This window comes from Paenibacillus sp. FJAT-27812, from assembly GCF_001273905.1.
Classification (GTDB): domain Bacteria; phylum Bacillota; class Bacilli; order Paenibacillales; family Paenibacillaceae; genus Pristimantibacillus.
The window spans coordinates 2,168,670-2,188,242 of sequence record NZ_LIGH01000001.1 but is presented as its reverse complement, the minus strand read 5'-3'; the positions used below and the strand labels follow the sequence as shown (position 1 = coordinate 2,188,242).

The following is a 19,573-nucleotide window of genomic DNA, read 5'->3' as shown; positions in this document are numbered from 1 at the left end:
ATAGATAAGCAAGAATCGTGCCAACTTACAAAACAGCGCCATCACAGCTTTTTCTGTAAGCGCTTAATATTCATTGTTTCGAATTGGCACAACGGAAGTGTTCCATTTCGGAACATTCTGTCCGCATGCTCTCCATTAATAAAAGCAACTATGGTATGATCGGGTTAGGATACCGATTGCGCCTGGAGGTGTTTAGTTTGCTATCAGTGGAAAACAACTTTTTATCCGAAGCGGCGGCGTTGTCTTGGAAGCGCTGTCACGAATTTGGTTTAAAGCCAACCGACCCCATTGACGATGACATCTTAACCGGAAGCCACATTCAGCCTATACTCCGGCAAAACGAGCAAACGATTCATTACGCGGAGCAAATTTTCGAGCAGATGCACGCCGGCATCAAGCAATCCGGCCAAATGGCGCTGCTCATCGATCCGCAGGGAACGATTATTCACACGGTCGGAGATGCCGACTTCTCCCGTCGCGCGGTAGCGGTTCAGCTCCAGGTAGGTGCGAATTGGACGGAGAGCAGAAAGGGCACAAATGCAATCGGAGTCGCCCTCGCGGAGAAAAAGCCGGTGCGCGTACACGCCCATGAGCATTATTTTAGCTCCAATCACTTCTTGACCTGTGCCTCCGCCCCCATCTTCAATGCAATCGGTGAGCTGATCGGTGTCATCAATATTAGCGGCAAGCAGGAGCATTACCACGCCTATACGTTTTCGCTTGCCTGCATGGCGGCCTTTTCCCTGCAAAACAAGATTTTGCTGGAGGAGTCGAAGAAAGAACATCTCGTCACGTTAAGAGAACTCGACTATACCGCGCAAAATCATCCTCTGCCGCTGCTCTCGCTTAGCCGGGATAACCAAATCCTTCGGGCTAACCAAGCAGCGCTCCGCCTTGTCGGCAGCGATGCAATCGGCCAGACGTTTACGAAGCTGGACGGCTTCTCGGTTGAAACGATCCATAATGAGCATCAGAAGCTGTGGCAATCCGTCTCCATTCGGAAGCAGGAGGCAAACGGTCCGCGTTTGTATACATTTAAAGATATCGTTGGCGCATGTCCGGCGATCATACAGAAGAAAGAGCTTGCCCAGAAAGCGGCAGCGACCGACTTCCCTGTTCTATTGCTCGGCGAGAGCGGCGTTGGGAAGGAATTGTTCGCGCAATCCATCCATACCGCAAGCTATCGGTCGGCGCAGCCATTCATTGCCCTTAATTGCAGCGCCATTCCTGATAGCCTTATTGAAAGCGAATTATTCGGCTATGCCCGCGGCGCCTTCACGGGCGCGAACAAGGATGGCAATGCCGGAAAATTCGAGGCCGCGCATAAGGGCACCATTTTTCTGGATGAGATCGGAGATATGCCTCTTCGCGCACAGGCTGCTTTATTGAGGGTGCTCCAAGAGGGCATGATTACGCCTGTAGGCAGCGTGAAAAGCAAGCGGATTGACATTAGAGTCATAGCGGCAACAAATAAAAACTTGGCTGCGGAGGTAAAAGACGGCCGTTTTCGAGCTGACCTCTATTACCGGTTGAAGGGGATCCACCTTACACTGCCGGCTTTGCGGGAAAGAAGCGATATTTTGGCATTAGCCGCTCATTTGCTCCAGAAGCACGCTTCGCCTTGCCCAAGCTTAACGGAGGCAGCACAGCATAAGCTGTTAGGCTACAGCTGGCCCGGCAACATTAGGGAACTCAGCGGCATCCTTATGCAAGCGGTCTTCCTGGCGGGCGGACAGGCGATTGACGCGGAGCATCTCTCTTTTGAAGAAGAGACTCCGGCTGAGCTTCCTGCATCCGGCATGGCGGAGCCGCTTACGCTGCGGGATGCGGAAGTAACGGCGATCAAGCAGGCGCTGAAAGCTTCAGAATGGAATCTCAGCAAGGCGGCCGTTCGTCTGAAGATCGGAAGAACGACGTTATACCGTAAAATAGAGGAGTACGGCATAACGATGTTTTAGCATGCCGCGCAATAAAATAGGGTTGAGCCGCAGCCTATCGCTGTTTCTCAACCCTTTGTCTCCCTTCTATTCTTTATCAATAGGCTTATCGATCTCATCCTCGTAAAAATCAAAGATCAGCTGCCGCTGCGTTCCTCTTACCGCGTAGAACACGTCGGATATTTGTTTCCCCTTGCGCTTTAGCTCCGCCTCCAGCCACTCCTTGGTCAGCCCATTTTCCTCCAATTGTTTTTCCATAAGGGTGCCATCCATGATCAATTCAACGGGAAATGCTTGCGCTCGAGCGTTCAGATTAAGCTTCAAATCTTTTTTGGTTACATATTGATACTCGTCTTTTTTCAAAACGGCTACGATCCCATTGTCTTCAAGTACGGCGTATTCCACTTCATCCAAATTAAATATGCCTCTTTCCCTCAGCGCCTGATTCAAGGAATCCAGCGTGAATTTTTCTTTTTTCATATTTTCCTCAAGTATTTTGCCGCCCTCAATAAGTACGGTTGGCGAACCCGAGATCCATTTCCTCATCTTGTGGTTCTTCAAGGCAATAATAGATAACAAAGTTGAAATAACCGTAATGACAAGGAGCGACAGCAACACATGCGTCCATTTCAGCGAATCGTTAAACGCCAGGTTCGCGGTTAGCGCCCCAATGGTAATGCCCGTTACAAAGTCGTGAAACGTCATGTTGGAAATCGTCTGTTTGCCCAGCAGCTTAGATACCAGCAGGAGCAGGATTATAGCAGAGCTTGAGCGCAAAAGAATATCGAAATAGGCATGCATGTTATGTTCCACCTCTGCCTCCATTATCTCCATAACCGTATAACTAAAAACACCTCCCTCAATCGTATTTAACGATTAAAGGAGATGCTTGAGATTAATCCCATTTCGGTTTTGTCTTAATCCTTGTACGGAATAGCCGGGATACCTTCCCGGACTTTTTTTTATTTCCTAAAATCCGTTTGACGCCATAGATCAACAGCTTATATCTCATCTCATCATTATGGCTTAGTTTTCTAAGCTCTCTAAAAAAAATCCCATCTAGTATGATAACCGTCTCCCTGAGCGAATACGAACGATCCTTCATTTGAAACCTTCATTCGCAAGTATTTAATACATGATTGAAGAGCAGTGAAAGCAACTTCCGAATCGACCGAATGCCCATCTTGCCCATAATATTGGAAATATGATTTTTGACCGTTTTTTCGCTTATGTTGCAATAATCGGATATTTCTTGATTGGAAAATCCATGAATCGCAATTAATAGCATTATTTCCGATTCCCGCTGCGTCAACTGATAGCCCTTTGAAAACCCCTGTATGGCATCTCCCGTTCTCCGAACTACAATGTCATTCAAGCCTTCAATATCCGGACGATAGGGAAATATAAACTCAAAATGAGAAGAATACAGCCTAATACATTCCATAAAATCAGAAACATGTACACGTCTCCTTTTATATTTCATGATCAACAATGGTTCTTTTTACCCAAAAAACTACCTGCCATTTCGATTAACACTTAAACTATCCTTATTATAAATGATTCTAAAGTCCTGCACTAGATGAACTTATTCACTAGAAACAAAGATTTATGGTCATTTTGTGACATTATTTTCAAGTTTATATGACTTAAGTCATGTTTATGATAAAATAGAGAGCAAATATATGTTCCAAAATGAGGGCTTACTATTGGATGCTCAATTTTACAAGAAAATAAATTTGATCTTGAATATGATCGTAGTTGTAGCAACAATCACCTTATTGCTTCATACCACCGCATTCTCACTTGGACTTTGCTTGCTCGCATGCGCCTATATCGCCGTCGTTCTGATTCGTGACTACGTTTTCAGGATCGATCTGCGCTATTGGGCAGGCACGCTGTTTTTGTTTTTCCAGCTAGCGCTGGCTTTTGTCATATCCATTCTATCGGCAGACTTTTTTGCGCAGGTCTATCTATTAATTCTCATTGGAGAATTTACCTTCCATCACTCCAGAAACCATTCTATCTTCTTCACAATGCTGTGCTATGCTTGCTTCGTACTAAGCCTTTGGGTTTCCCGCCAGATTCCGCCTTATGACAATATTTACGATTTCATGCCTCGCGTAATCGAATATTTCGCTATTTTCGGGATCAGCCTTCTTGCCAAGATTGCTTTTCAGCAAAAAGACCAACTCGCTAGAGACAATGAACAGCTGCGAATCGCCTCGCTTGAATTGGAACGGAAGGCGAAGCTGCAAGAGCGAACTAGAATCGCTCGCGAGATTCATGACTCGGTTGGACATACGCTGACCTCCGCATTAGCAGGACTGCAAACAGCAGCGCATGCTATCAGAAGAAACCATTATCCCCTTGCGCAGGAGATGATCGACCGGACCAAGGCTAGCATTCTCAGCGGTTTGGATGATGTGCGAAGCTCCGTCCACTTGCTGCGCGAAAACATCCCAGGCCATCTGTTCATTCCTGATCTTACAGCGTTGATCGACGAGACACAGAAGAAAACGGGCGTCAAAATTACGTACGAGATCGATGCCTCCATGCCGGAGCTGCCGCCTATGATCGAGTTAACCATATATCGCGCCTTGCAAGAGGGGCTAACCAACGGGCTTCGGCATGGCGCTAGCAGCAAATTCCACTTCAAACTGTCCCTTCGGGGCTCGCGCATCCAATTCAGCTTGTCCGATAACGGCAAGGCGCCTCTTCAAATCGTTTATGGCTTCGGTCTGAACGCCATGGAGGAGAGAGTGACGGATGTAAACGGAGAGCTTTCGATTTCAAAAAATCGTCCGGCAAGCGGCGTAACGCTCGAGATCACTATTCCCCTGCAAACGATAACGACCGGAAGGCGTGAGTGAATTGTCGAAAATCACCATTCTTATCGCAGATGATCAACCTTTAATTCGGGATGGCTTAGCCGCCATTTTGAGCATGGAGGACAAATATACGGTAGCAGCGAAAACAAGCGATGGCCTCGAAACGATCGCACAGGTACGGTTGCATCAACCCCAGCTTGTATTAATGGACATTCATATGCCGAAGCAGGATGGCCTTGAAACAACCAAACAAATTCGGGAGGAATTTCCGGATACGAAGGTGCTTATATTGACAACCTTCGAGCAGGAAGAGTACATATGGGAAGCGATACGCCATGGGGCCAGCGGTTTTTTGGTGAAGGGGATTGAGACCGAGAAGCTGCTTTCCACGATTCAGGATTGCCTAGACGGGAGAATTAATTATCCGCTCAGCATTCAGATGCGGCTTGCCCAGGCGATCCAAACGTCGGAGCAGCATGAAAAATCATCAAAGGAAGACATCGAACCGGCCTCAGCCCCACCCGATCAATCGGAGGATGGAAAGCTGAGCAGCCTGACTATACAAGAACGAAACATTGTAAGGATGCTGAAGCAGGGAAAGTCTAACCAAACGATTGCCACTGAGTTATTTCTGACCAAAGGGACCGTAAAAAACTATCTTAGTGCCATTTACAAAAAACTGAACGTCTCCAGCAGGGCCAAAACCATCGCTTACCTCCATGAGAATGACCGTTAATATTCAAGCAAACAAAGGGGCTGTTCCGTGAATCCAAAGGTGGATTCGGGAACAGCCCCTACGTTTATCCTATTCAACCATCTTTTTGGATGCGAATGTAAAATAAATAAAAAACAAACCGCAAACGACTCCAATAAAACCGTATCCGCCAAAAATATCGAATTGCGATGAGAAATAACCGAAGCCCATTCCGGTAAGGATGAGTACTGCATTTTCACCCAAGGACTGAAAGGAGCCCATCGTTGCCCTCATGGAGGAATCGATGCGATGGTGCAAATAACCGGCTGCGAGCGGCTCGATCATCCCAGCGAACAGACAGATGATGAACATGGCTGCCAAACCGCTAAAGCCTTTCACCGCTGAAAGATAGATAAAGCCCAGAGCCAAAACCGCTGTCACTCCTGCTATCAAAAAACGGTAGTTGAACCGGCTTTTCAGCTTATAAGCCAGCATATTGCCCGGAAGTCTGACCAGGAATAGCGCAGCCGAGAACAAACCGAAATAGATGACCGGGATGCCTATTCTGTCCAAATACGTCTGCCAAAACTCATCAATGAAGTTGACGGCCGCGCCTGTAACCATGCCAGATAACACAACGAGCAGAACCCCTTTATTATCTCTAAAAAGGCGCAGCGAGGCTGTCAAATACAATTTAAGCGGGATCTGCTCATCCCCGTCCTGCTGCTTGCTTCCGGCTGGTTCAACCAGCATGAGGGCGAAGCCCAGTGCAGCAACAGAGCTTACGAAGGAGAGCCAATAATTAAGCGAGAACCCGAAGCGGCCTGCCAATAAACTACCGCATAAAGCTGCAATCATGATGGAGACAATGTCGATCGCGTTCATGCGGCCTACATATTTCTCGAAGGACTGCTCCTTCCCCGCGGACGCTAAAGAATCGTAGAGCAACGCATGGTCCGAGCCGCTGCCTGCCGATCTGCCGATAGCCGCCAGAAAAACAACGAGCGCAAAATGCCAAAACTCCGTCGCAAACAACAAAATTAAAAATTCAAAGCAGCCTAATATGGCGGACAATACAATCATATGCTTCCGGCCCCACTTATCCGATATAATGCCAGTGGGCACCTCCAGCAAAACAACGGTTACCGCAAAAATAATTTCCGCGTAGACGACCATTTGGATGGTCATCCCTCTCTCCTCCCAAAACAATCTCTCGATCACATAAGCAGGGATTAGGCTGGAAAAGAAACGGAACACGTACAGCTTCCAAATATTTGGCATATAACTCATGGCATTGCTGCCCCTCTCATTTAGGATTGAAGGTTGCTCAACCCATAAACGGAGGTGCACGCGTCCGTGCTCGATTTGATGTTAAGGCTTAGCTGGGAGCTCTTGCATGGGCTTGCGTCATGTCGTATTCTCCTTCCACGATCCCGTTTTCTTTCTCGCCTTCTATTCTAATAAGCTGATTATATATCACAAATTTAAAATGGCCTATCGAATGATCAACAGGTACGCTCCAGCTTTCTCAAGAAAGCTAACACGGCTGTTTTCAACTGCTCCAAACCAGGCTGCTCAATCGGAAAATGGCCCGCTCCTTCTAGGATCACGCATTGTTTGTCGCCGGTTAATTTCTCATAAAAGGGTTCGCTGAACTGAATCGGCGTCATCGGATCGATCTCGGGATGAACAAGCAGCACCGGACAACGGTCAAATTGTTCCGGCTTTATCAGCGGTTCCGTATTCAGGAACGTACGCAGCAGCCGAAGAGGGATTTTTGCGCCACCCGCCCGCGTGTCATTCATAATGAGCTTCGTCAGCTCAGGGTGGTTTGATATCAAGTGCATGCGCGATACATGCTTGATAGAAATGCGGAATGGATCAGCTAAGAAAGGGAAAGCATCCATGGAAAGCTTGCCCACCCGGCTAATGAATCGATTAGGAGCCAGTTGATCACGAACCTCTGCGCGGCTTGTATCAATAAAGGTCGTCGCAATCAGACCCTTTACATGCTTGCTCATAGCTGCCGTGTTGTAAGCCAGCATCCCTCCAATACTGCTGCCGAGCAAAACGATAGGCTTGCCATCACGAGCTGTCTCGTGTTCAACCAGCGCTGTAAGGATATCGATCCATAAACGGTAATCGATATGTTTAACCGTTGCCGCTTCGCTTAACCCATACGGAGGCAGATCGGGCGACACGACCTCGTATCCGTGATTTTGCAGCAATCTTGCATAAGGCGCAAGCAATCTGCCATTGCCGCCGGCACCGTGAATCGAAATGATCTTCAGCTTCGCATCCGCAGCAGGCATCCGGTCCAAATGGATAGAGATGTCTCTCCATCCCCACCATTCCTCGGTTGGCAGATGATCTTCGTCCACCTGTATCTCCGCCGGAAAAAACCTCTGATACTGTTTCCAGTAGCTTTCCGATTTGTTATACGTTAAAGACATCTATTAAAACGCCTCACTATCTTTTATGAAAAATGGCCTGTTGGCATCCATTTGGGATGAAGTCTCTTTTGTATTATACTTTGTAATATGACTAATTGTACTGGAGCTGAAGATAATTATGAAAACGGAGATTATATCCCGATTTATCACTTATGCGCAAGTTGAAACACAGTCTGACGAGAGCGTCGATACCTGCCCCTCCACACCGGGACAGCTGACGCTGGGCCGCATGCTCGTGGAAGAATTGAAAGCCATCGGCATGCAGGATGCTGCGATGGATTCGAACGGCTACGTTATGGCTACTCTTCCTGCGAATACCGATAAGGAAATCCCGACAATCGGTTTCCTTGCCCATATCGATACGGCTACCGATTTTACCGGAGCAGGCGTCAAGCCTCAAGTGGTTGAGCAATATGACGGGCAGGACATTATTTTGAACGAAGCACAGCATATCGTGCTGTCGCCGAGCGATTTTCCCGAGCTGACCGGCTATAAAGGCCATACGTTGATCACAACGGACGGCACTACCTTGCTTGGCGCGGACGATAAAGCCGGCATTGCCGAGATTATGACAGCGATGGCTTATCTCATTAGCCATCCAGAGCTGAAGCACGGCAGAATAAGAGTGGCTTTCACCCCGGATGAGGAAATCGGCCGTGGTCCGCATAAGTTTGACGTGGCTGCCTTTGACGCTGTTTACGCCTATACAATGGATGGCGGGCCGCTAGGCGAGCTGCAATATGAGAGCTTTAACGCGGCGGGCGCCGTCATTACATGCAAGGGCAAAAACGTTCACCCCGGCACAGCCAAAGGCAAAATGGTCAACTCCGCCAAAATCGCTATGGAGCTTCACGCGAAGCTGCCTGCGAATGAGACGCCAGAGCTGACCGAAGGTTACGAAGGCTTCTTCCACCTGAACTCCATTCAAGGCGACGTCGAGCAAACACAGCTGCGTTATTTGATTCGTGACCATGACCGCAAGAAGTTTGAAGAGAGAAAGCAAGAGCTGACTCGAATCGTCGAGGAGCTGAAGGCGAAATACGGAGAAGAGCGTATTGTGCTCGAGATCAAAGACCAATACTTCAATATGGGGGAGAAAATCGAGCCCGTAAAAGAAGTCGTAGACATCGCCGAGCAAGCGATGAAAAATCTCGGCATCAGCCCGATCATCCAGCCGATTCGCGGCGGCACTGACGGCTCCCAGCTCTCCTACATGGGACTTCCGACGCCGAATATTTTTACTGGCGGAGAAAATTACCACGGCCGCTTCGAATACGTCTCCGCAGACAATATGGAGCTTGCCGTTAAGACGATTATCGAGATCGTTAAGCTTTATGAGCAAAAGGCTTAGAGGCTTGTAACGAATAAGTACAGGCTGTCGCAATGACTGACTTGCGGCAGCCTGTTTGCCGTTGCGCAAGAAGCACCATCCGATCTTGTAAAAATGCCTATGTCACAAAATAACCGCCATCCTCGTTATATGGGCAAATCGCAACGAGGAGCTGGTTATGATGAAACCATTGACATGTATGATTGTTGGAGGCGGCTATGCGGGCATCAACGCCGTCAAAGCCATTCGAGAATCACTGGGTGAAGGCGTGCATGCGCAAAATCTCCGAATCGTCCTTATCGATAAGCAGCCTTACCATCTTCGCAAGGTACTGCTATTTAAGCCTGCCTCAGGGGAAGCCGACATCACCCTGCCGCTAAAGAGCCTTTTTCCAGAAGGCGTTCAATTTGTCCAAGGTACAGTAACGGAGATTAAAGGGAAAGACCAACTGCTGTTGTACCGGGATGAATCAAATGGCGAGGTAGCGGTTCATTATGACATACTCGTCATGGCGGCGGGCAGCGTCGTTAGGCAGACTGCTCCCGAGCAAGGCGGCATCGCGCTGACCGGCCTCGAAGCAGCAGCACGGATTCGAGAGGCTTGGCTCAACAACCTGCATCAGGGAGCAAACGAGACAAATGCAGAAGAGCGGCAGCGCTTGCTCACCCTTGCAGTGGCAGGGGCAGGCATTAGCGGCATCGAAACCTCCGCAGAGCTGGCTCATGCCGTACGCGGGGAAGCGGCAAGGCTCGGCATCCATGCGAATGACGTGAAGATTTATCTGCTGAATGCACAGGATCGGCTCTTTCAAGAGGGCTCGCCCAAGATGGGACGCAAGCTGGAGCGTGCTTTGGCGGAGCGAGGTGTTACCGTTGTTCATGGTCAGAAGGCTCTGCATGAGCATGAAGGGCAACTGGCTCTGTCAGGCGGCGGCGTAATTCCAGTCGGGCTTTGTGTATGGTCACTTGGGCTAATGCCCAATCCGATGCTGCGCAGCATGGGTCTGCCGCTCACCCCGAACGGCCAGCTCATCGTGGATGCTTCCTACCGCGTAACGGGAGCACCAGGCGTCTACAGCATTGGGGACTGCGCTTGCATCGTAGATCCAACCAGCGGGCAAGCCGATCGCCTGACCTGCAAGGAAGCGACCGGCCAAGCGGCACGGCTTGGCAAAATTATATCAGCGGATCTGCAAGGAGCCCCCGCTCCTACCCATAAAAGCTACATGGATTTTTATTGCATTGGCCTCGGGCCTGAGCAAGGAATGGCATGGACCCAGAAATGGGGACTGGAAATGACGATGACCGGAAAGCTTGGCTGGAAAATCCGAAAATGGACGTGGGACTTGGCGAGTCTGATAAAATAGTAGGATCAGCGAGCTTAGGGGGGAATGGATTCCATGATGGAAGACCTGTATACGAAGTATAAGGGGTTATTATTCAAGCTTGCCTACCAATTGACCGGAACAGCCTCCGACGCGGAGGATATCGTGCAGGACGTGTTTATGAAAGCTCACGGCATCGCTCTTGATCAAATGGCAAATCCGAAAGCGTACTTGTGCAAAATGACGACCAACCGCTGCTTAGATGTGCTCAAATCCGCTCGCAAACGGCGAGAGCTATATATCGGACCTTGGCTTCCGGAGCCAATTCCGACCCCAGACGCGGATGCGCTCGGCGCGGTCATCCAAAAGGATCTGCTGTCTTACGCGATGCTCGTCCTGCTGGAGCGATTGACTCCGGCTGAACGTGCCGTATTTGTCCTGCGCGAGGCGCTCTGCTTTGAATATGCCGATATTGCTGAGCTTATTGGCAAGGGCGAGTCGAATTGCCGCAAGCTTATGAGCAGAGCCCGAGCAAAAATGGGAATGGCTGAGGATGCTTCGGTATCGATTGAAGAAGCTGGCGAGGAATGGATCGGCCGCTTCCTCATCGCGCTTGAGCAAGGCAACGTCAGCACCGTGCTGTCATTGCTCTCCGAGGATGTTGTCCTTCTATCCGACGGAGGCGGCAAAGCACTCGCCGCCATTCAGCCCGTCGCAACGCGCGAGCGCGTAGCTCAGTTCCTATTCGGCTTGATTCGCAAGGCCGCCCAAGATGGAATGAGCCTTCAAGTGGAGATTACAGGCTTGAATGGCCAGACCGGACTTGTGATCCGTACGGGAGGACAACTGGAAACGGTCGCGCTCTTGCATGTTGAGCAGGAAACCATTCGCCATATTTATTTCATTAGAAATCCGGATAAGCTGCAGTTTGTTGTGTCTAGTATAGACGGTTCAACTTCATCGGGCTAGGTGAGCGGACCCCGAAACGGAGTAGAGGAATAGAAACTGAGCGTCAGAGCAGCACTCTGTTTTCCAATATATTTTTCATACAAATATGCGACTTTGACGCACCGATCTGGGCAAGGGAATCTTGAAATACGGCGATCTCCTCCACCGTTGACGTTTGTATTTTGATGAGATAATTAAATTCACCGCTTATGCGAAATAGGTCGGTTACTTCTCGGGCTGCCTCGCAAAAATCAACTAACGCTTGGCAATGCTCGGTTTTGATTAAAATAAACGTGGTTGTGCCGCGATTTAAATTTCGCAAATTAAATTGTGCCGCGTACCCGGAGATAATATTTTTGTCCTCCAGCTTTAACATTCTTTCTTTCACAGAGGGCTGGGACATCGAAATTTCTTTGCTGATTTGAGCAATCGATATGCGCGCATGATGCTGAAGCAATAACATGATCTTTTTATCAATATCATCGATTTGATGATCCATAGCGGAAGCCTCCTGAACGAGTAACATAAAGTAAGTTTTTTAGCTCGGATTAACTTATATTCAGCAACTACTCTACCACTAATTCCTCATTTATACTATGTAATCAGCCCATAATTATCTCTATAATAAAGGCAGCTTATATAGGAGGAGTGAATCGAAGATGAGCGTAAAAGGACTTGCGCATGTGGCGATCCAAGCGAAGGATTATGAAGCAACCGTGGCGTTTTATACGGAAGCGTTAGGTTTTAAAAAAGGCCATCATTGGAGCCTTCCAGCCTTTCAAATCAAAGAAGCCTCGATGCTTATTTCGCCTGACCAAAAAACCTGTATCGAAATATTTGACCATGATGCCGTCATTCCTGCCCAAGGGAAAAGAGCTGCGTCAGAACAAGATATCGCTCACGGAGCGCTTCTGCATTTCGCCTTTTACGTCGATCATGTAGATGAGATGTATCAGAAAGCCATTGCCTATGGGGCTAAGCCCTTTATAGAGCCGGGCGAGCTCTCGCTTGGCGAGCCTCCGCTGCTGGTAAAAAACGCTGTCATTTATAGTCCGAACGGTGAGGTCATCGAATTTTTGCAAGAGGTTGATTTTGATAGATCCTTATAAGGAGAAGCAAGAAGAAGACGAAATCACCTGTCCGTGATTGGGTCTTCTTCTTTTTTGTTCGGTGAAGAAAATCTAACATAGCCCAAGCTCAGCGTAATTGACCGACAGCTTTTCACCTAATCTTTAAAATAAATAGCTTGATTATACGCCCGGAAAACTAAATAATATGAAACAGGTCTTATTGACCGGTGTAGCATCATAACATACGATTGGTGCTTGTTCCTATACAGCAGAAAGGTTGACACTTACATCATGGAGTTATCTCAAAGCGTTACCAGAAAGCAAGCCGTTAAAGAACCGTTCCCCATTTCCATCCTATCTCTAACCGTTGGCGCCTTCGCGATTGGAATGACTGAATTTGTCATTATGGGCCTTCTGCCCAATGTCGCCGAGGATTTGCACGTCAGCATTTCATCCGCAGGACAGCTTATAACGATGTATGCCCTCGGAGTCGCTATTGGCGCTCCAATCCTAACGGTCCTCACCCACCGAATTCCGCAGAAAAAGCTGTTATTGCTGCTTATGGTATTGTTTATTATCGGCAACGGAATCTCCGTTATCGCTCCAAACTACGCCGTTCTAATGGGCGCTCGCATTATTACCGCATTAACTCACGGAACCTTCTTCGGCGTTGGGGCCGTTATCGCCTCTAGCCTCGTGCGGCCGGATAAGAGGGCCGGCGCCGTATCCATCATGATGGCGGGGTTAACCATCGCGAATATTATCGGTGTTCCTCTCGGAACCTTCATCGGCCAAAATATGGGATGGCGCTCCTCGTTTGGCGCGATCGCCATTATGGGCGTTATCGCACTCGTCGGCATCGTAATCTTCATTCCTAAGCTCCGGCAAGAAAAACCTGCGAGCATCGTCCAGCAGATTTCCGCGCTCATCAAGCCAAAGCTTCTGCTATACCTGCTAATCGGAGCATTAGGCAATGCCGGCCTTTTCGCCGTATTCACTTACATCACACCGCTGCTTGTACAAGTTGCAGGCTTTGCCGAGCATAACGTAACTTGGATTCTCGTTCTCTTCGGCATTGGCGTGACCATCGGTAATATTGTCGGAGGAAAGCTTGCGGACTGGAAGCTAATGCCTTCCGTGCTGGGACTTTATTTCACGATTTGTGTTCTCCTGACACTCTTCACCTTCACCATCCATAACCCAATCACGGCTGTCATTACCGTTTTCCTATGGGGAGCTGCTGCTTTTGCTGTATTCCCGGGACTTCAGGTACGAGTGATGAGCCTCGCACAAGCAGCGCCAGCGCTCGCCTCTACCTCCAGCCATTCAGCCGGTAATCTCGGAAATGCCGCAGGTGCTTTTATAGGAGGCTGGGTTATTACGCATTTGTCGATAAACGCTCTTCCATGGGTTGGAGCCTTGCTCGTCGGAGCCGCTCTTCTGCTAGGCCTAGCTTGTTATATGACTGAACGCAGGCAACCGGCAGCGTAATCCTTTTCCCATACAAATAAAAACGGCCCCAGCTTCGTCGAGAAGCTAGGGCTGTTTTTGCATGATGCCTTTACCATGTATACATGCAGCGTATCCCCATTAACGATCTTGGTCCCCATAATAATAATTCATTTGATGATGCTGCGGGAAACGGGGCATAGCATTGGGGTGATAGCCCATACTGGATTGCGGTGCCATATTGGATTGCGGTGCCATATTGGACTGCGGCGCTATGTTGGACTGTGGTGCCATATTCGACTGAGGCGACATATTCGACTGAGGTGCCATGTTGGACTGTAATCCCATCTTCGACTGAGGTGCCATGTTGGACTGTGGTGCCATATTCGATTTTTGCTGCTTTTGACCGCCGCCAACAGCTCCCGCCACGCATTCATCCGTAGGGCCAATGATAATCGTTTGGTTGTTTAAAGGCTTCAACGTCTCTCTCAACAGCTCCGGATTCAAGCAATACGTATGGGCAAGCACTTCTATAGGCGTTTTTGTAAGGATATCCGATCCGAAAATGTACTCTGGATAAGGAGCGTCGAAGATAGCGAGCAAATGAGTGTTATCTATTAACGCAATTTCCCAGTGCCACCAGCCCTGCGGAATATTTGCTACCTGTCCGGGGGTAATCGTAATGTTTGAAAGTTGATTATTAAAAGGATTGATTAAGGAAACCGTAGCTTTGCCCGCAATACAATAAACAAGCTCTGAAGCATTTTGATGATAATGCGGCTCAACGACACGCCCTCTGCTCAAATAAATATCAAGCAAAGAAACGTTGCCCAGCGTGTTTAAGTTATCTCGTCCAAGGCGATTAATAAAATTTTCAGCGTTTCTTGTGTTTAAACGGTTTTTATTAACGTCAAAAAAATATTGAACGCCCGGTTTTGTATACTCCACATAAGGATCTGTCATTGTAACAACTCCAATTCAATTGTAATCAATATCCCTATATGGTATGCCGAGGTCATCCATGCGTGACAATCGCCTATTTTTAGCACTCACTAGTCACAGGCTTCAGCTTTTCCCACACACGCCGTAAAAGAACATATGAACCATTCCTTCAAGAAATTTATCCATATCGCCGCTTTTTTGGGCCATATCCAGCAACGTTTCATACTGGTTCATGTACAGCTGAATGAAGACTAGGACATTTTCAATGGAAATATGATCCGAGATTTCGCCGCTTTCCTTTCCTTCCTGTATCATCTGAATCGTCAAAGGGATCGCTTTCTGATTGTATTGCTCTTCGATATAAGCGGTTAGCTCCTGATCCTCGCTTATTAGCTCTTTGAGAACACCAAGCGGCAGCTCCTTATAGATTTCTTTCTCCAGAAAGATAATATATTCAATCTTCTCCCTCAAGGAAAGGCCCTTTTTCATAACTTCCTCAAAATCAGCGGTGCCCTTGTCCAAATAATCTTTAATCACTTCGCGAAGCAAAGCTTCCTTGCTGCCAAAATAATTATAGATCGTGACCTGCGAAACGTTAGCCTGCTTGGAAATATCGGCAACCCGAATCCGCTTCGGGTCTGAGGTCCGCAGCAGGCCTAACGTCGTTTTTTTTATCTTCTCTTTGATTAGGTTAGCCCTTTTCTCAAATCCATTCATCACCGTTCACCCGAGTCCCATCGATTATTATGTATTTTATGAAATAATACCACAAACATATTTCATAAAACAATTGACGGAGCCAAAGGCCGGGTATATTATAAATATGAAATATATCGATATTAATATTTCATTTCTTTATTTCCTGGAGGTGCCGGCATGTTAACCGTTCAACATTTGACGAAGACATTTTCAAACGGGAGAGGAATTTTCGATGTTTCATTTTCGGTGAAAAAAGGTGAGGTTTTCGGCTTTCTGGGGCCAAACGGTGCGGGCAAATCAACGACAATCAGGCATATTATGGGCTTCATGAAGCCCGATAAAGGAAATGTGCAGGTGAACGGGCTCGACACTTGGAGGGAACAGGGGAAATTTCAATCCTGCGTCGGATATCTGCCGGGAGAAATCACTTTTTTTGAAGGGATGACCGGCAAGACGTTTCTGGACTTTATGGCTAACATGCAGGGAATAAAAGATCACGCCAAACGCTCACGCTTAATCGACCGGCTTCAGTTCGACGTCCAAACGCCCATTCGGAAAATGTCCAAGGGGATGAAGCAAAAGGTCGGGATCGTTGCAGCTTTCATGCATGATCCTGAAGTGATCATTTTGGATGAGCCGACCTCTGGCCTTGACCCTCTGATGCAAAAGGTTTTTATTGAGCTTGTGCTGGAGGAGAAGTCTCAGGGGAAAACCTTCCTGATGTCGTCGCACAGCTTTCCCGAAATAGAGAGAACCTGCGACCGGGCAGCCATTATTAAGGACGGCGTCATCGTTGCCGTTAATGATATCCATGAGCTGCAGTCCTTGCAGCGGAAGCTGTTCGAGGTCACCTTCGAGAGCGATGAAGAGGCAAAGTCCTTCATCCATTCAGGCTTGCTTATCGAATCACATGAGGGTAATCGGGTGAAGGTTGCCATCCAAGGCAATTACGATAGATTTGTGGAAGAGACCGCAAAGTACAAGGTTCGCAATATCGATATGTTCACTCAAAACCTAGAGGATATATTCATGAATTACTATGATCGCAAGGAGACGATGAAATGAATGTCACCTTATATAAACAGATGATGAAAGTAAATAGGAAGAGCTTTTTGAACTACTCATTTGGCTCTGCCTTTTATATCCTTCTTATGTTTTGGTTATATCCCGGCCTTGCCAAAAACACGAAAGCGATCGACGAATTGGTCAATTCCATGCCGGAGGGAGTCGGGCGCGCGTTCGGGCTTAACGGCTTTGGCAGCGCGGAAGCCTTCATCTCGGGAGAATACTACGGATTAATTCTGGTGCTTATTCTCGCTATCGTATGCGTTCAATTATCGACGCAGCTGATGGCGAAATTGGTGGATCAAGGCTCCATGGCTTATATTTTGTCTACCCCGACAACAAGAGGAAAGGTCGCTTTTACGCAGGCAGCTGTGCTGACGAGCGGACTGTTTGTCATTATGGCCATTACGACCCTTGCCGGGTTTATCGGAAGCTTATGGTTTCTCGGGGATGCTTATGCATTTGATACGCTCACCTTTATCCAGATGAATATCGCGGCATTTCTGCTGTTCTTTGCCGTCGGCGGCATCTCCTTCCTCGTATCCACTCTCTCCAATGACGAGAAGAAGGCGCTATCCATTTCCGGATTCATTACGTTTGGTTTTTTTAGCTTGGATCTGATCGGCAAATTTAGCGAAAAAATCGAATGGCTGCGAAATATCTCGATCTTCTCCCTCTACCAGCCCGGCGAAATTATTAACGGAAATGCAAACTTAGCTGTATCCTTTATCCTTCTCTCCTTCATCGGGTTGGTATCGTTTGGTCTAGCCATCGTGCTGTTCCGCAGACGCAACCTGCTATTGTAGAACTGCTCTACAACTAAACAAACGCCAAGTCCGCGAGGGGCTTGGCGTTTGTTTTTCTAGTTCGCTTCAGACTTCTCAACTTTGGCATACGCCTCAAGATCAACAATCAGATGCGAGTTCGGATGCAGCTGAAGCACGCTTGCCGGCATCGTATTGACCACGGGACCTTTGACCGCTTCAAAGACGGCATCCGCCTTTTTGGGCCCATTCGCAATCAATATCGCGCTTTTGGCATTTAGAATATGCTTAATGCCAAGCGTAATGCCTTGTGATAACACCCGCTGTTCCTTAAAATATTTTTGTCCGACCGTGCTCGTCACCGCATCCAAATCAGATACATGGGAGTACGACTCGAAGGAGGCGCCCGGCTCATTAAAGCCGAGATGCCCGTTGACTCCTATGCCCAGCAATATTAAGTCGAGGCTGCCATGCCGCTTAATGACCGCATCGATTTTCTCGCACTCGGCTTGTAGATCTTTTTCTTTGGCGTTAAACGCATGCACTTGCGAGTCTTGAATGCCTGCCGGATTATAAAATTGTTCGTAGAGGAAATGGATACAGCTGCCTTCATCCTCACGGCCAAGCCCTGCCCACTCATCGAGCCCAACGAAGGTCGATTTGCTAAAATCTACTCGGTTATCCTTCACAGCCTGTACGAGCAACCGAAAAATTTCTCTTGGCGTGTCGCCGCCGGGAAAACAAAGAAGAGCGTCCGGCTTCGCTTGCACCGTTTGAATGATCTGCTCGGCTGCCTTTTGGGACATTTCCTCGTAATGATTCAAAACAACAATATTCATAATTAATCCGCTCCTTATTCATGATGAACTGAGTAAAAATGTGATTAATTCACTTCTTGCAGCTTTTGAAAGGCATATGCGACAGCGCCAAGCCCGCCGGCATCCGGTCCAAGAACGGCCAACTCGATAGAAGCATGGTTAGGCGTAAAGTTTTGTACGTTCTTTTTGATTTCATCCAGCACGACAGGCATCGATTCCGAGACACCCCCGCCGATAATGATCTTCTCAGGATTGATTAGGCTGCATACGTTGGCGAGGGCAACCGATACCTCCCGTATAAACCTTTCAATAATAGCTGCCGCCTTAGCGTCTTTGCCCGCATACTGCTTAAAGAGCTCCTCCGGGGCGATGCCATGCCTAGAGAGACCCGTACCCGAGTTTTTGTTCTCAAACGTCCCGAACTGTCCAGGCTGATTGGTCAGTCCGTTCTCCACATCATCCGTGTCGATAAAATATCCGATCTCCCCAGAGGAGAAGTTATGCCCTTCGATCAGCTGTCCATTATAAATAATGGCCGAGCCAACCCCGGTTCCAAATGCGATGAAGAACATATTTTGCGACATGACCCCTGAGCCTAGCCACCGCTCCCCTAACGCCGCACACCTGACGTCATTATTGATAAAAACGGGGAAGTTGAAATGCTTCTGCATCCTATCCTTCAGCGGCACGTTCTGCCATCCTAAAGCAGGGGCGTCAATTACTTCTCCCGTTGCCGTGTTCGTCATCCCGGGAACGCCGACACCCATGGCAATAATTAATTGCTGATTCACTCCAGATTTCAAAATCGCTTGATTAATGGCAGCCATAATCTCATCGATATCAGCCATGGTCTTGATCTTTTCTTTAAATACGACTTCTCCGTCCAAATCCGTAATGACGATAAAAATTTTGGTTCCCCCAATGTCCACCCCGACACCGTAAGCCGATTTTGGGTTAAAGCCCAATTGAATGCCTCGCCGTCCCCCCTCTTTCGTGGAGCTGCCGAAGCCTTGTTCTATCACTACTTCTTTATTTAATAAATCATCGATGATCGCAGATACGGTAGATCGGGCGATCCCTAGTTTTTTTGCGATATCCGCTCTGCTTATGGGCTGCTCGGAACGGATTAACTGCACGACCTGCAAAACGTTTGAACTCGCAGTTGGCTGAGGAATAACATTTTTCTCCATGTGACATTCCTTTCTACATCTGGTTTGTTTGTTCGGTGATAAAACAAACTATATGACCATAA

18 protein-coding genes and 1 pseudogene are annotated in these 19,573 nt (G+C 48.0%); 10 read left to right on the top strand and 9 right to left on the bottom strand.

Annotated elements, in window-relative coordinates:
• Positions 1-206 precede the first annotated feature (206 nt).
• Positions 207-1,958, top strand: a complete 1,752-nt coding sequence (locus ADU23_RS09425) for a sigma-54-dependent Fis family transcriptional regulator (protein ID WP_053377552.1) — start codon at positions 207-209, stop codon at positions 1,956-1,958.
• 66 nt (positions 1,959-2,024) lie between these two features.
• Here the strand turns inward: ADU23_RS09425 and ADU23_RS09420 are convergent, their stop codons facing one another.
• Positions 2,025-2,738, bottom strand: coding sequence for a DUF421 domain-containing protein (locus ADU23_RS09420; RefSeq protein ID WP_053377551.1), 714 nt, complete (start codon positions 2,736-2,738; stop codon positions 2,025-2,027).
• 313 nt (positions 2,739-3,051) lie between these two features.
• Positions 3,052-3,312 (bottom strand): helix-turn-helix domain-containing protein, encoded by a 261-nt coding sequence (locus tag ADU23_RS09410; protein WP_231637347.1) that lies wholly within the window; start codon positions 3,310-3,312, stop codon positions 3,052-3,054.
• Positions 3,313-3,643: 331 nt separating this feature from the next.
• On the opposite strand from ADU23_RS09410, the gene ADU23_RS09405 reads away from it, so the two are divergent.
• Positions 3,644-4,807 carry a sensor histidine kinase gene (locus ADU23_RS09405; RefSeq protein ID WP_197286050.1) on the top strand — a complete coding sequence of 388 codons (1,164 nt, stop codon included), beginning with the start codon at positions 3,644-3,646 and terminating at the stop codon, positions 4,805-4,807.
• A gap of 1 nt (position 4,808) precedes the next feature.
• Entirely contained in the window at positions 4,809-5,501 is a 693-nt protein-coding gene (locus ADU23_RS09400) for a response regulator transcription factor (protein ID WP_053373498.1), read from the top strand.
• A gap of 69 nt (positions 5,502-5,570) precedes the next feature.
• Here ADU23_RS09400 and ADU23_RS09395 read toward each other — a convergent pair whose 3' ends face one another.
• Positions 5,571-6,749, bottom strand: a complete 1,179-nt coding sequence (locus ADU23_RS09395; protein ID WP_053373497.1) for an MFS transporter — start codon at positions 6,747-6,749, stop codon at positions 5,571-5,573.
• 215 nt (positions 6,750-6,964) lie between these two features.
• Positions 6,965-7,912 (bottom strand): alpha/beta hydrolase, encoded by a 948-nt coding sequence (locus ADU23_RS09390; RefSeq protein WP_053373496.1) that lies wholly within the window; start codon positions 7,910-7,912, stop codon positions 6,965-6,967.
• Positions 7,913-8,030: 118 nt separating this feature from the next.
• Here ADU23_RS09390 and pepT point away from each other — a divergent pair, with 118 nt between their 5' ends.
• The 3 genes from pepT to ADU23_RS09375 all read left to right on the top strand — a co-directional run bounded on the left by pepT (position 8,031) and on the right by ADU23_RS09375 (position 11,535).
• Positions 8,031-9,263, top strand: coding sequence for a peptidase T (gene pepT / locus ADU23_RS09385; protein WP_053373495.1), 1,233 nt, complete (start codon positions 8,031-8,033; stop codon positions 9,261-9,263).
• A gap of 160 nt (positions 9,264-9,423) precedes the next feature.
• Complete coding sequence (locus ADU23_RS09380; protein ID WP_053373494.1) at positions 9,424-10,608, top strand: NAD(P)/FAD-dependent oxidoreductase; 1,185 nt, start codon at positions 9,424-9,426, stop codon at positions 10,606-10,608.
• Between the two features lie 36 nt (positions 10,609-10,644).
• Complete coding sequence (locus tag ADU23_RS09375) at positions 10,645-11,535, top strand: RNA polymerase sigma-70 factor (RefSeq protein ID WP_053377550.1); 891 nt, start codon at positions 10,645-10,647, stop codon at positions 11,533-11,535.
• A 43-nt stretch (positions 11,536-11,578) separates the two neighbouring features.
• Here the strand turns inward: ADU23_RS09375 and ADU23_RS09370 are convergent, their stop codons facing one another.
• On the bottom strand, positions 11,579-12,013 hold the full coding sequence (locus ADU23_RS09370; protein ID WP_053373493.1) for an Lrp/AsnC family transcriptional regulator: 435 nt from the start codon (positions 12,011-12,013) through the stop codon (positions 11,579-11,581).
• A gap of 160 nt (positions 12,014-12,173) precedes the next feature.
• Here ADU23_RS09370 and ADU23_RS09365 point away from each other — a divergent pair, with 160 nt between their 5' ends.
• Both ADU23_RS09365 and ADU23_RS09360 read left to right on the top strand, forming a co-directional pair.
• Positions 12,174-12,623, top strand: coding sequence for a VOC family protein (locus ADU23_RS09365; protein ID WP_053373492.1), 450 nt, complete (start codon positions 12,174-12,176; stop codon positions 12,621-12,623).
• Between the two features lie 252 nt (positions 12,624-12,875).
• A complete protein-coding gene (locus ADU23_RS09360) occupies positions 12,876-14,075 on the top strand; it encodes an MFS transporter (RefSeq protein ID WP_053373491.1) in 1,200 nt (399 codons plus the stop codon).
• A gap of 342 nt (positions 14,076-14,417) precedes the next feature.
• Here the strand turns inward: ADU23_RS09360 and ADU23_RS34035 are convergent.
• Positions 14,418-14,996 (bottom strand): annotated as a pseudogene (locus tag ADU23_RS34035) (cupin domain-containing protein); the annotation flags it as partial.
• Positions 14,997-15,098: 102 nt separating this feature from the next.
• Positions 15,099-15,692: a TetR/AcrR family transcriptional regulator gene (locus ADU23_RS09350; protein WP_053373490.1), complete on the bottom strand. Its 594-nt coding sequence runs from the start codon at positions 15,690-15,692 to the stop codon at positions 15,099-15,101.
• 159 nt (positions 15,693-15,851) lie between these two features.
• Between ADU23_RS09350 and ADU23_RS09345 the strand changes: the two genes are divergently transcribed.
• Positions 15,852-16,739: an ABC transporter ATP-binding protein gene (locus ADU23_RS09345; RefSeq protein ID WP_053373489.1), complete on the top strand. Its 888-nt coding sequence runs from the start codon at positions 15,852-15,854 to the stop codon at positions 16,737-16,739.
• A complete protein-coding gene (locus ADU23_RS09340) occupies positions 16,736-17,545 on the top strand; it encodes an ABC transporter permease subunit (protein WP_053373488.1) in 810 nt (269 codons plus the stop codon). The genes ADU23_RS09345 and ADU23_RS09340 overlap by 4 nt, the downstream gene beginning before the upstream one ends.
• A 56-nt stretch (positions 17,546-17,601) precedes the next feature.
• Here ADU23_RS09340 and ADU23_RS09335 read toward each other — a convergent pair whose 3' ends face one another.
• Both ADU23_RS09335 and ADU23_RS09330 read right to left on the bottom strand, forming a co-directional pair.
• Entirely contained in the window at positions 17,602-18,342 is a 741-nt protein-coding gene (locus ADU23_RS09335) for a glucosamine-6-phosphate deaminase (protein ID WP_053373487.1), read from the bottom strand.
• A 44-nt stretch (positions 18,343-18,386) separates the two neighbouring features.
• Positions 18,387-19,511, bottom strand: coding sequence for an ROK family transcriptional regulator (locus ADU23_RS09330; RefSeq protein WP_053373486.1), 1,125 nt, complete (start codon positions 19,509-19,511; stop codon positions 18,387-18,389).
• Between the last annotated feature and the right edge of the window lie 62 nt (positions 19,512-19,573).

Coding starts and splice junctions, on each gene's coding strand:
- ADU23_RS09335 (WP_053373487.1), bottom strand. CDS start 18,342: ATGAATATTGTTGTTTTGAATCATTACGAGGAAATGTCCCAAAAGGCA.
- ADU23_RS09365 (WP_053373492.1), top strand. CDS start 12,174: ATGAGCGTAAAAGGACTTGCGCATGTGGCGATCCAAGCGAAGGATTAT.
- ADU23_RS09420 (WP_053377551.1), bottom strand. CDS start 2,738: ATGCATGCCTATTTCGATATTCTTTTGCGCTCAAGCTCTGCTATAATC.
- ADU23_RS09375 (WP_053377550.1), top strand. CDS start 10,645: ATGGAAGACCTGTATACGAAGTATAAGGGGTTATTATTCAAGCTTGCC.
- ADU23_RS09390 (WP_053373496.1), bottom strand. CDS start 7,912: ATGTCTTTAACGTATAACAAATCGGAAAGCTACTGGAAACAGTATCAG.
- ADU23_RS09380 (WP_053373494.1), top strand. CDS start 9,424: ATGAAACCATTGACATGTATGATTGTTGGAGGCGGCTATGCGGGCATC.
- ADU23_RS09345 (WP_053373489.1), top strand. CDS start 15,852: ATGTTAACCGTTCAACATTTGACGAAGACATTTTCAAACGGGAGAGGA.
- ADU23_RS09340 (WP_053373488.1), top strand. CDS start 16,736: ATGAATGTCACCTTATATAAACAGATGATGAAAGTAAATAGGAAGAGC.
- ADU23_RS09330 (WP_053373486.1), bottom strand. CDS start 19,511: ATGGAGAAAAATGTTATTCCTCAGCCAACTGCGAGTTCAAACGTTTTG.
- ADU23_RS09350 (WP_053373490.1), bottom strand. CDS start 15,692: ATGAATGGATTTGAGAAAAGGGCTAACCTAATCAAAGAGAAGATAAAA.
- pepT (WP_053373495.1), top strand. CDS start 8,031: ATGAAAACGGAGATTATATCCCGATTTATCACTTATGCGCAAGTTGAA.
- ADU23_RS09395 (WP_053373497.1), bottom strand. CDS start 6,749: ATGAGTTATATGCCAAATATTTGGAAGCTGTACGTGTTCCGTTTCTTT.
- ADU23_RS09360 (WP_053373491.1), top strand. CDS start 12,876: ATGGAGTTATCTCAAAGCGTTACCAGAAAGCAAGCCGTTAAAGAACCG.
- ADU23_RS09370 (WP_053373493.1), bottom strand. CDS start 12,013: ATGGATCATCAAATCGATGATATTGATAAAAAGATCATGTTATTGCTT.